Below are 12,682 nucleotides of genomic sequence, written 5' to 3'. Positions count from 1 at the left end.
CTATGTATAATTTTTATTGATTTTGTCATTTTGGTAACTCTCACAAAAATTGTCAATGAAAAAAGTTGTGTGCGGTCAGAAAAAATTAAACCTGGATGCTTTTATGGAACGCAACCAGGGCATAAGCAGGAACTGTTGCTGATTGGTTAATTTCCTACCATCCATTTTAATTCTTTGCCAGCGTGTATAGGGTAAACTGTTATCACCAAGACCATAGCTGATTCCAAAAGTGGCAGAGAGCTGAAAATTTTTAATCAATCTTGTTTCTATTTCATTTTGGGCAGGGCGACCATAAGGATAGGCAAAATAACGCTTACAAGGTACGGATAATTCTTCCATTTGTTTAAAGCACAAATCAAGCTCGGTATATGCTTCAGGATAAATTAAACGCGAAAAATCTGGATGAGACCAGCTGTGGATGCCAAATTCCACACCGGCTTTTTGTAAACTTTTCATCTGGGTAAGCGAAAGAAAGGGTTTATGTTTTTGGAGATAATCGCTTTCTGAAAAAGGCATAACTTCCTTCCAAAGGAAATCGGTAACGGTATCTTTTTCAGACATTTCAATGCGGGAAAAAAAAGATGATATTGTTGCTCCGGGAACATAATTGTCTATTTGCGCTGAAAGTTTTACCGGCGAACAATAGCGTTTCATTAAAAGCAATTTATGATTCCATGCCATTTCTTTGTTATCAATGCATTTACCAATCAAAAAAACAGTCGGCTTAATATTATACTCTTTACCTAAATACATAAGAACAGGATAGTTAGCTGAAAAACCGTCATCAAAAGTTAGAACTATGTCTTTAGCGTTAAATTTTTTCGGATTTGCTAAAACTTCACTTAACGACCGGAATTTATATCCCCGGCGTTTTAGTTGTCCCAATTGCCTAAAAAAATTGGAGACACTAATACCATTAGGATAAATTTCCGGGAATTTATCGGCTACAATATGGTAGTAAAGGACTCGGGGAGTAGTAGCTATCTTCATACATTTAATCCAATTACTTTCATATTTTCCTTTTAATAAACAATACATAACTGTCAAGGAACATTTTTTATCGGAAAATCCGAATGCCGAATGTAAAGAAAGAAATTGTGCCCATTATAGCACGGAAATCCTTTTATTTTATAAATCCGGATGATGATTTCTGACTTACATAATAACGACTCCTCGCTTTTACTGACTTGCATTGGCTGATTATTCTTACCTGCATTACGGAAGCATTGCTCACCCAATACTAATGCCATTAGCAATGGGTAAGCAATGGGTAAGCAATGCTATTAAGGAAGGCAAGAAAAAACGGTATAACAGCTTGGAATAAAAACAAATATAAAGTTAAAACCAAAATATGCAGGGGATGAAAATCATAAAAAGGGAAAATACCACTGTAATATGTTGCCATACTGTATGTTGCGAGTAACATAAACAAGGCAAGTTTTTAATGATTGAGGCAAAAGTTCTTGCTTGACAGAAAAAGACAATAACAATTTTAGTGCAGATTAAAGATCGGGATGTAGCGCAGACCGGTTAGCGCGCTCGGTTCGGGACCGAGAAGTCGGAGGTTCAAATCCTCTCATCCCGACCATTTTTTGTATAAATCACTATAAAAAGAAGCAGAAAAAAGGTGTAAAAAGTGGCTGAAGACAAGCTGACATTCACATATTATTTGAAACTCCTCTTTCCTTTTGTGAAGAAGGATTTGGGCTTGCTCATCTTTGGACTTTTTGCAATGCTTGTAACTTCTGGTTTACGCTTGCTCAATCCACTTATTTTAGCACAAATTATTGACCACAGTATTCCGGATAAGAATATGGCGCAGATGTTTCAGTATGGCGCATATTTTGTAATAGTGATTTTGCTTTCCGGTCTTCTTTCCTATTTGCAGATTTTGTTATTATCGCGTTTAGGCATAAAAATCATCACTAAGTTCAAAGGTAATGTGTTCAGTCATTTATTGAAGTTACCTGTTTCCTGGTTCAATAAACAGCCCGTAGGTGAACTTATTGCTCGGGTGGAAAGTGATAGTGAAAGGGTAAAAGTTCTGTTTTCGGATTTGTCTATTACGATAATTGGCAATGTATTGTTTTTCATTGGTGGTTTTGTTATTCTCTTCATTCTTCAATGGCAAATTACGATATATATTTTGCCGGCAATTATTCTTTGTGGAATTGGCTACTGGTTTTTGTTCAAATATCTGAATAAATTCTTTCGTCTGATTCGGGAACGTTATGCCATAATTACCGCCAAAATAACGGATTATGTGCAAGGCATTCAAATGATTCAGGCATTAAATCAGGAAAAGAAAGCTTTACAAGATGTGGAAAAGGCATCCTTAGCAAAGAAAAAAGTGGAAGTACATACTCAAGTAATTGAATACGGTTCTCAAAGTATCTTCAGTTTTATGGTCAATGTGGTTTTTATCATCATTGTGATTCTGGTTTCTGCTCCTAAAATTATAGCCGGGACTTTAACTGTAGGAATTCTGATTGTTTTTATTCAGTATATATATCAGCTTGTTTGGCCCCTGATGCAAATTTCGGAAAATGTGATGCAGATTCAGCGTTCTTTTGCTTCCTTAAAAAGGATATTGGAATTAACGGAATTGCCAACAGAAGATGATACCTATACAGGAACGAAAATACCTGTTTTTGCACAGGAAATAAAGTTTGAAAATGTGTGGTTTGCCTATAAAGAAGATGAATGGGTGCTGAAAGATATATCATTTACTATTCCCAAAGGCAAAAAAATAGCGTTAGTCGGTCCTTCCGGCAGTGGTAAAACAACTACGGTAAGTTTGTTATGCGGTTTTTATCCTGTGGAAAAAGGCAGAATTTTAATTGATGGCGTTCCTTTAAGCGAAATGGATTTTAGGGAATGGCGGAAAAAGATTGGACTTATTTTGCAGGATGTGTATCTTTTCCCTGGTAGTATTTTGGAAAATGTGCGCGTTTACAACGACCAGATTAGCGAAGATAAGGTGCAAAAAGCAATTTCTATTGTCCAATTGGATGATTTTATAAAAAAACTGCCTGAAGGAATTAATGCGGAATTAGCAGAACGGGGACAGAATATTTCCCAGGGTGAAAAACAACTGATTAGTTTTGCCAGAGCTCTGGCTTTTGAAGCGGAAATAATTATTATGGATGAAGCAACGGCTTCCATAGACCCTCAAACCGAGGCAAAAATCCAACGCTCAATGGAAAATCTGCTTTCCGGAAAAACAGCTCTGGTTGTAGCTCACCGACTTACTTCCGTTTTGGATGCCGATGAAATCTTATATTTCAGTGACGGTAGAATAACTGCCAGAGGTAAACATAACGAGCTGTTACAGACCTCTCCTGAATATCAAAAGCTGGTGGAATTGCAAATGTTGAAGGTGCAGGATGAATAAACACATAAAATGGATTCTGGAACAGTATAAGGCACAAAAATGGTTTGTGCTCATAATGGTGGTTTTGACCCTTCTGTCTTCCTTTGTGTCTATTGCTTTTCCTTATGTTTTCAAAGAAATGCTTGACCTGCTGAAGGACATTTTACAGTTTCCGCAAAAATATCCGGAACCGATGAAAGCGGTTTATAGAATTATTAAAATTCTGTTTGCTATCGGTTTGGCACAACTTGTTACAGGCCTTTATCCCGGAATTAGGGGCTGGGTAAATATGCGTTTTGAGCATTCTTTGCGGGTGCTTTATTTTAAACATATTTTAACTAAGGATTTCAGTTTCTTCCAGAAATTCAGAACAGGAGATATAGTTACCCGTTTAACAGATGACCTTTCCGATTATCCAAGAGTTAGCTGGTTTTTATGTTCCGGCATTTTTCGGGCTTTCAATTCTTTCAGTATGATTGTATTTGCGTTAGTTGTGATGTTCAGCATCAATGTAAAACTTACCCTTCTTTCTATAGCTCCTCTCCCTTTTATGATGCTGATATTCTATTTCACAGCGGACAAGGTTTATACGAATTACAATCGTAATCAGCAGGCAATTTCCGCTATCAATAATCAACTGGAAATGAGTTTTTCGGGAATCAGGATTGTAAAAAGCTTTGTGAGCGAAGAAAAATATAACCGCTTTTTTGATATTGCGCTTGCTAAAAGGTTCAAAACGGAAATGAGTATGGTGAAACTAAATGCCATTCTTTCTTTAATATGGCAATATATTGACTACATTGCTCAAATTGGAGTTATCCTATTCGGTGGCTATCTTGCCGTGAAAGGAGAAATTACGGTGGGCACTTTTTTCCTGTTTTACACCTATCTTTCTATGATGATTTATCCGTTAATTGACTTGCCTCAGCTCTTTGTTTCAGGCAAACAGGCATTTGTAAATATAGACCGTTTGGAGGAAATGAAGAATTATCCTACCTTGAATGATGAATTTAAGGGTCATCATAAGGTAAAGGAATTCTCCACATTATCTTTTGAAAATGTATCTTTTCAGTATCCCGATAAGCCCTCTCCCGTGCTTAAAAATGTTAGTTTTGAACTTGGCAGGGGAGAAAAAATGCTTATTTTAGGAGCTACAGGCAGCGGAAAAACTACTATTGCCAATCTTATTTTAGGACTGCTGAAAGCCAATAGCGGCATCATTAAAATCAATGGAAAACCCATAAATGAAATAGATATTAAATCCCTGCGTAATATTGTTGCCTATGTTCCCCAGGAGCCACTTCTTTTTGGTGGTTCGGTGAAAGATAACATCCTTTTTGCGGTAGAACAAGCATCTGAAAAGGATTACCAAATTGCAGTTAAAACCTCTCAGCTGGAAGATGAAATTGCTTCTTTTCCGGATAGAGATAATACCTTTGTAGGAAATAGAGGACTTAGCGTTTCCGGTGGTCAAAAACAACGATTAACCATTGCCCGCGCCTTAATAAAAAAACCGCAACTGCTTATTTTAGATGATATAACTGCTTCCCTGGATGCAGAAAATGAAGAAAAACTTTGGCAGGCACTACGGGAAAATTATCCTGATATTTCCGCTATCGTAATTTCTCATCGTCTTTCTACCCTGCATTATGTTGACAGTGTGCTTTTTATTGACTCTCAGGGCTATGCTCATAAAGGTTCTCATGATTATTTGGTTTTTAATAATCAGGAATATCACGACTTTCTAAGAGACCATCTAAAACAGGAAAACGAAAAATAGGATTGACACTTATAGGACACTTGGAAATTCTGGCAGTGAGATTTTTGAGGGGAGAATATAATGCCTCGTAAATGTCTAATAATTTTGCTATGTGCTTTTTTCACACTATGTTATGCCGATGAACTGGAAGATAAAATGCGGCAATTGAGAGAAATGCAACGCCAATTGGAAAGCACAGAACAAAAAGTGAAACAGACCCAAACCAAAAAACAGCAAACCGAAAGTGAGATAAAACGAACTGCTTCTCTGAAACAAAGAACGGAAAAAAACCTGCAAAAGCTGAAAACGGAAGAGAAAATTGTGCAGGATTCTCTTAAATCAGTTCAGCAAAGAATTGCGGTTACGGAAATGCGTTTGCAGGATATGCACAGAGAACAAAATGCGGAACTGGATTTGCTGTTGAGAGTGGATAAGTCCTATAAGAAATTAAATATAAATCATCGTGATCAGCGTTTACTGAAGGATTTTATTCAAGGCACCAGACAAAAAATAGATATTCTTTCCGGCTATAAGATTGCGCTTACACAAGTTCAGGAACTTCATAAAGCTCATGCTACAAAGGTTTCTCGCGGTATGCGCGAAGAAAGCTCTAAAAAATCCAGCTACGAAAAACAGATTAAAACCCTATCCAGTCAAAGCCAAAAATTAACTGAAGAACAGAAAAGATTACAGGCACAGGTGGAAAAACTGAAAAAGGACAGCGCTGAATTGGAAGGTCTCATCGCTCAATTGATGAAACAACAAGGCAAAGAACCACCAAGCTATCAATTTACCGGCAAAAAAATCTCCTGGCCCCTAAGAGGAAAAATAATTCGTAGTTTCGGACAGGAAACCCGAGGATATGGAACAAGCGTAGTTAGCAACGGAATTGATATTGCCGCCAAAGAAGGAACAAAAGTAGTTGCTGCTGATGATGGAGAAGTAATTTTTGCTGATCGCTACGGTGGACAGGGCAAACTTATTATTATTGATCATAAAAACGGCTTTTTCACTCTTTATGCCTATAACAGTGAATTACTGGTAAGCAGAGGAACTAAAGTAAAAAGAGGTCAAACCATTGCCAAAAGCGGAATGACCGGCTCGGCAAGTGAACCCTCATTACATTTTGAACTGCGTAAAGATGGAAAAGCTATCAATCCTATACCGTATTTGGAATGAGGAGGAAGAAATAATGCTTGTTTTGAAAGACCCCGGCTTACGCAAGCTGGAAAAATTTATTGCTAATAATCCGCTAATCCATTCTACTATTTTGCATTGGACCGGTTCAATGTGGGGAATCGGTTGCCGACTTTCCTCTTCAGAAACAATTGCTCGCATAGAAACACTAAAACAAAGAGCGGATAAACAGGGTTTTATTGCTCTTATTCCCGATATGAGTGTTTTGGAACAAGATAAAATTCCTGCACCTATTAGACCTTTGATGAATCAGTATTGGCCTGGAAATCTAACCCTAATTTTTAACTATGATGACCCTCAATTTGCCGGAATAAAAAGGGGAAATAAAGTTGCCTTAAGAGTTCCTTCCGATCCTGCTTTAAGAGCTTTAATTTCTTTGCTGGGAGAACCCCTTATCAGTACCAGCGTTAATGTTTCAGGTCTGATGCCGGAAGAAAATTATGAGAGAATTGTGCGTAATTATGATTCCTGGTTTGATTTTGCTTTACTGCCTTCTTCCCGGGAAATGAAAAGACCATCCGAACCTTCTACTATTATAGAATATATCGGTTCTGAAGAAAGCGGAAGTAATGACGATATAAAATGTTTGCGAGAGGGTTCTATTCCTTTTTATGAAATAAAACAGGCGTTTCAACTACCGGTAGTGATGTTTGTCTGTTCAGCCAATATTTGTCGTTCTCCAATGGCGGAAAAGCTATTCCGCAAGATGATTAGAGAACACAATTTAGGACTGGCAACAGATTCTTGCGGTTTGCTTCCCGGAGGACGGATGATTTCCTTAGAATCACTTCAGTTGCTGTTGGAACGAGGCATTATTGATGCTGAACAACATATTTCTAAACAAGTTACTCCCCAGTTGATTTCCTCCAGTTGGTTGATTTTAACGATGGAAGAAAGACAGCGTGATTTATTGCGCAGTGCCTATCCCAATAATGCACGCAGGATTTGGACTCTGAATGAAATAGTTGACGAACAGGGTGATATAGATGATCCTTTTGGAAATAATCTGGAAAGCTATAAAAAAACCTGTGAAATTATTGAAGACCGTTTACGGAGGTTAACGGAAAAGCTGAAAAATAATGAATTGAGGATATAGAAGTTAGTTTTATGAAAAAGGATGAAATAACACCCGAACTTGTTGCTGAGCATAACTTAAGCCCTGAAGAATATGAACGCATTTTAGATATTCTAAAGTGTGAACCGACTTTTGTAGAACTGGGTATTTTCAGTGTAATGTGGAGTGAACATGCAAGTTATAAAAACTCCGCTTTATTATTAAAGACCCTTCCTAAAGAGGGCTCCTTTATTTTAGCCAAAGCGGGAGAAGAAAATGCCGGTTTGATTGATATTGGACAGGGCTTAGCAATATCTTTTAAAATAGAAAGCCATAATCATCCTTCTGCTTTGGAACCCTATCATGGTGCTGCTACAGGTGTAGGAGGCATTTTAAGAGATATTTTTACTATGGGTGCCAAACCCATTGCTGTTCTGGATTCTTTGCGTTTTGGCAAGCCGGAAAATCCTAAAGTTCAGCATCTATTGAAAGAAGTTGTTAGAGGCATAGCAGATTACGGAAATTGTTTCGGAGTTCCCACCGTTGGAGGAGAGGTCTATTTTGAAGATAGCTATGAAGGCAATCCTTTAGTTAATGCTATGGCTGTAGGAATCGTGAAACATAATAAGATAGCTCGTTCAGCTGCTTCCGGAATTGGGAATGCAGTCCTCATTGTAGGCGCAAAAACAGGACGAGATGGAATTCATGGAGCTACTTTTGCCTCTGTGGATTTGAGTGAAAAATCCGAAGAAAAAAGAACAGCTGTGCAGGTTGGAGACCCTTTTCTGGAAAAACTGTTGCTGGAGGCAACTTTAGAAGCAATTGAGGAAGGGCTTATTGTTGCTATTCAAGATATGGGAGCTGCGGGTTTAACCTGTTCCAGTTCAGAAATGGCAGGAAAAGGAAATGTAGGTATGGAAATTGATGTTTCTCTTGTTCCGCAAAGAGAAACAGGAATGACACCCTATGAAATTATGCTTTCGGAATCGCAGGAAAGGATGCTCGTGATTGTGAAACCGGAAAATCTGGAACGCATCAAGTCCATATTTGCCAAATGGGATTTAGATGCAGTTCAAATTGGTAAAGTTACCGCTGATAAAATACTCCGGGTTTTTTATGGAGAAGAAAAAGTAGCGGAAATTCCAGCTGAAACACTTATTTTAGGTGGCTCAGCACCGGTTTATAAACGCGCAAGCAAATACCCTGAATACCTTGAAGCATTACATAATTTTGATCCGGATAAAGTTCCCGAGCCCTCAAATTATGCAGAAGTTCTTTTTAAGCTTATTTCTTCTCCCAATCTTTGCAGTCGCTTTCCGGTTTATTATCAATATGATTATATGGTGCAAATTGGAACTGTTGTAGAACCAGGTTCGGATGCCGCTGTAATTAGAATTTTGGATACGGATATGGCAATTGCTTTAAGCACCGATTGTAATGGCAGATATTGTTTTTTAGACCCCTATGCGGGAACAGTTTCTGCCGTTGCAGAATCCGCCAGAAATGTTGTCTGTAGTGGAGCTAAACCAATTGCCATCACTAATTGCCTGAATTTTGGCAATCCTTATAAGCCGGAGGTCTATTATTGTTTCAGTGAGACAATTCGGGGAATGAGTGATGCCTGTAAAATTTTAGGAACTCCAGTTACCGGAGGTAATGTATCTTTCTATAATGAAAATCCGGAAGGAGCAATTTATCCTACACCTGTTATCGGAATGCTTGGTTTGATGAATGATTTTCGTAAGGCAACAAATCAATATTTCAAAAAGGAAAACACAAGAATTATTCTTCTGGGTTCTTTGCAAGCGGACTTGGGAGGGAGTGAATATCTTAAAATACAATTTAATAAGGTTGCCGGCAAACCACCCAAAATTGATTTGGAAGAGGAACTGCGCTTGCAGGATTTAATTTTGGAACTGATTGATAATAGCTTAATAAATAGCGCTCATGATGTTTCCGATGGCGGATTATTAGTAGCTCTATTGGAGTGCTGTTTTGCTCCGGATAATATTTTCGGAGCTACACTGAATTTTGCCTTTTCGGATAAGCCCTCTAAGGTCTATTTTGGTGAAGCAGGCGGTAGAATTTTAATTAGTGCGCCTCCGGAAAACTGCCAAGCCATAAAAGAAACTGCCGAAAAACATAACATAGAATATCACGAACTGGGTTATGTTTCAGGCAAGGCAGAATTTGTTGTAAATAACCATATAGATGAAGATATAGAAATTCTTTACTCTGCCTGGAGGCAGGGAATAAAAATATAAAATAAAAAGGATAAGGAAATGAAAATGGATTTTATTTTTGGCAATATCTTTTGGGGTTTACTGATAATCCTTTTGGGATTATCCATTTTTTTGAAAGGATTTAACCTTCATATTCCTTTGGTGAGAGTGTTTATTGCCATTATTATCATTATGTTTGGTATTAAACTACTCTTCGGTATTAAAACGCATAAATATAATAAGCCAAAACATTATTCCAGAGAAAGTACTATTAACTATAGCAGTTCCCGCAACGAATATAATATCATCTTTTCCTCAGGCATAATTGACCTCACTGATCTTCCTGCCGATGCAAAAGATGTAGAGATTAATGTGGTTTTCGGTTCGGGAACAGTTATCCTACCGGATAGCATTGCCTTCAATATTAATCCTACATCTGTTTTTGGCTCAACTATTCTTCCTTCCAAAAGACCTGAACTCCAGGGAAAACCTATTGATATAGAGTCAAATGTGGTTTTTGGACGCCTGGAATATAAATATGCACCACCCCCAAAAGCAACAACTGAACATGCTGAGACGGAAAAAGAAACATTTTAATGCCTAACCGATATGGTTTTCATTGAACAAATGCAGTTATTATGTTCATTCTTAGGTGGATTTATGGATTCCTACTTGCGCAGGCAGGACAAAGGAATATGTAACTTATAATTGTTATGAACACTGTGAAGAAGTCACTTATCCTACTGTTATTCATCTTCCTTTTGAATAGCTTAACTGCCGAAAAACTTGGCTATGCCTTAAGTGGAGGTGGAGCAAGAGGTTTTGCCCATATTGGTGTTTTAAAGGTTTTGGAAGAAGAAGGCATTCATCCAGATTATATAGCTGGAACCAGTATTGGAGCTATTATTGGAGCTCTTTATGCAATGGGTTATTCTGCTACCGAATTGGAAGAAATGTGTCTGAAATTGAATTGGAATGAATTGACGCGGGATACACATCAAAGAAAAGACCTTTATATCGGACAAAAACGCTGGGCACCTTATGGAAATGCTGTTTTTGAACTTAATGAATCCTGGGTTCCGCAACTCCCTTCTTCCGTTTATGTAGGTAATAATCTTAATCTGGAACTATTTAAATTAACCGCATCCGCTTCTCAAATTCAGAATTTTAATGAACTGCCTATTCCTTTTATCTGTAATGCAACTGATTTATTAACCGGCGAAGCTGTTTCTTTTACAGAAGGGTCTTTACTTCAGGCATTGCGTGCTTCTATATCCATTCCAAGTTTGTTTGAGCCCTTTGAACTGAATGGTCACTATTACATAGATGGCGGGGTTTCCCAAAATATGCCTATTGACCTTTTACACCAAATGGGAGCGGATAAGGTTCTGGGTATAAAAGTTAATTCTACCTTGCGCGATGAGGAAAGAATTAATAACCTGGTAGAAATATTAGACCAGACCATTAATATCGGTATAACTCGCAATCTGAAAGAACATTTGGATGAATGTGACCTGCTGATTGAACCGGAACTTACGCAATTTGTTTCTACCGATTATCAACATTTGCAGGATATTATTGCTGCCGGAGAGGAATCTGCCAGACAAATGATTGATCAAATAAGGGCTTTTAAGAATGAATTTTATTCCTCCAGTCCGAAAATAACTACCTTTGACAAGGAGCTGAATAGTTTTTATATAACTCAAATCAATGTTCAGGGAAATAAAAATATCAGTCCTTCCAAAGTAAGAGAATATGTGGGTTTGGAAACAGGGAAAACCTATAGCAGTGAAGAAATTGCTAATTCTTGTATTAATGCTTGGAATTCACAACTTTTTAAGACCATCTATCCGGTTCTCCAAAAAAAACAAGACAATCAATATGATCTCTATATCTATGTGAAAGAACGGGAACGTAAACAACTAGCTGTAAACTTAGTTTACAATAGCGAAGAAAAGCTGATGGCAGGACTTGTTCTTTCTCTAAATAACTATCTGCTCAAAAATTCCCGCCTTTTGGCAGAATTAAAACTGGGCGGAAGAAATGAGTTAAATGTTGATTATGTGAAAAACTTCGGTGAAGAGTGGGGTGCCTATTATCGTCTTTTCCCTTATGTAGGCGAAAAAACCATCTATGATTATAGCGAGCACCATAAAATCAATAGCTTTAAATCTACGGAATTCGGTATCAATTCAGGAGTAGGAGTTTTTGCTAAAGACCTTGCTATTGCGGAATTTTTTGTTTATACGGATCAAACAAATCTTCACAGCGATATTTCCCAAACCCCATTATTACCTGAAAGTTCGGTAGTTAGCGGTTTTGGTATAAAGGGTTATCACGAGAGTTTGGATGATTTTATTTTTCCGACCTCCGGAGCCAGGGTTTTCGGAAAGTTCAATTTTGCTCGCTATAGTGAAATTAGTGATTTTATTTATAGCTGTTTTCAAGGTAGGGCAGAGTTTTATGTTCCTGTTAGAAATATTTTCAGTGTCCATTCCTCAATCTATTATGGCAGTTATTTAAATTCTACGGAACACGATATACTTGATCCTTTTATAATCAGTGGCACAGATGGCTTTATGGGATATTCCAGATATGAAGTTAGTGCTCCCCACTATCAAATTTTATCATTTGGGTTTTCTTCATTGCCTAAAAACCGCTATTTTATTGATGCCGGATTTCAAGGTATGCGCTATTCCGAAAAGGATGTTTGGAGTAATGCTGAGGATTGGGAATATTGCGGATATTTAGGATTGGGTTATAAAAATTCTATTTTACCTACCAAACTATATGTTTCTTTGAATAAGGATAAGAAAGTGCATAGTTTCTTAAGTATCGGCTATGATTTTGATATCTTTTTCTTCTCCCGCAGATAGGGTTTTGGCTCTCACAGATAACACAGATAACACAGATTTTTTCATTTAAGAAAAATGTAAGTGTATATCCGGAGGACGCCGTTCCTCTGCTTTTTTAGCCACCGAAAACACCGAGATATTTTTTTAATAAAGAGAAAAAGAAATGTAAGTGTGTAACCAGGGGACGCCTTTCCTCCGCAAGTAATTTTAAAGCGTTTTTTT

8 protein-coding genes and 1 tRNA gene are annotated in these 12,682 nt (G+C 37.6%); 8 read left to right on the top strand and 1 reads right to left on the bottom strand.

Annotated elements, in window-relative coordinates; genetic code table 11:
• Positions 1-75: 75 nt before the first annotated feature.
• Positions 76-990 (bottom strand): polysaccharide deacetylase family protein, encoded by a 915-nt coding sequence (locus tag CLOAM_RS04850; RefSeq protein WP_044278945.1) that lies wholly within the window; start codon positions 988-990, stop codon positions 76-78.
• A gap of 520 nt (positions 991-1,510) precedes the next feature.
• Here CLOAM_RS04850 and CLOAM_RS04845 point away from each other — a divergent pair.
• The 8 genes from CLOAM_RS04845 to CLOAM_RS04810 all read left to right on the top strand — a co-directional run bounded on the left by CLOAM_RS04845 (position 1,511) and on the right by CLOAM_RS04810 (position 12,481).
• Positions 1,511-1,588: transfer RNA gene (locus tag CLOAM_RS04845), tRNA-Pro, on the top strand.
• Between the two features lie 48 nt (positions 1,589-1,636).
• The gene (locus CLOAM_RS04840; RefSeq protein ID WP_015424750.1) at positions 1,637-3,394 is read left to right on the top strand and encodes an ABC transporter ATP-binding protein; all 1,758 of its coding nucleotides are present in this window, start codon (positions 1,637-1,639) and stop codon (positions 3,392-3,394) included.
• Positions 3,387-5,153 carry an ABC transporter ATP-binding protein gene (locus CLOAM_RS04835; protein WP_015424749.1) on the top strand — a complete coding sequence of 589 codons (1,767 nt, stop codon included), beginning with the start codon at positions 3,387-3,389 and terminating at the stop codon, positions 5,151-5,153. Before CLOAM_RS04840 ends, CLOAM_RS04835 begins: the two co-directional genes overlap by 8 nt.
• A gap of 60 nt (positions 5,154-5,213) precedes the next feature.
• Positions 5,214-6,311, top strand: a complete 1,098-nt coding sequence (locus CLOAM_RS04830) for a murein hydrolase activator EnvC family protein (protein ID WP_015424748.1) — start codon at positions 5,214-5,216, stop codon at positions 6,309-6,311.
• A gap of 13 nt (positions 6,312-6,324) precedes the next feature.
• Positions 6,325-7,425, top strand: coding sequence for a Sua5/YciO/YrdC/YwlC family protein (locus CLOAM_RS04825; protein WP_044278944.1), 1,101 nt, complete (start codon positions 6,325-6,327; stop codon positions 7,423-7,425).
• A gap of 11 nt (positions 7,426-7,436) precedes the next feature.
• A complete protein-coding gene (gene purL / locus CLOAM_RS04820; protein WP_015424746.1) occupies positions 7,437-9,647 on the top strand; it encodes a phosphoribosylformylglycinamidine synthase subunit PurL in 2,211 nt (736 codons plus the stop codon).
• Positions 9,648-9,665: 18 nt separating this feature from the next.
• Positions 9,666-10,202 carry a hypothetical protein gene (locus CLOAM_RS04815; protein WP_044278943.1) on the top strand — a complete coding sequence of 179 codons (537 nt, stop codon included), beginning with the start codon at positions 9,666-9,668 and terminating at the stop codon, positions 10,200-10,202.
• Between the two features lie 116 nt (positions 10,203-10,318).
• Complete coding sequence (locus CLOAM_RS04810) at positions 10,319-12,481, top strand: patatin-like phospholipase family protein (RefSeq protein WP_015424743.1); 2,163 nt, start codon at positions 10,319-10,321, stop codon at positions 12,479-12,481.
• The last annotated feature ends 201 nt before the right edge of the window (positions 12,482-12,682 follow it).

The sequence above is a fragment of the Candidatus Cloacimonas acidaminovorans str. Evry genome (assembly GCF_000146065.2).
Classification (GTDB): domain Bacteria; phylum Cloacimonadota; class Cloacimonadia; order Cloacimonadales; family Cloacimonadaceae; genus Cloacimonas; species Cloacimonas acidaminivorans.
Note: the sequence above shows the minus strand (reverse complement) of the source record. Positions and strands in the feature narration are given on the sequence as shown.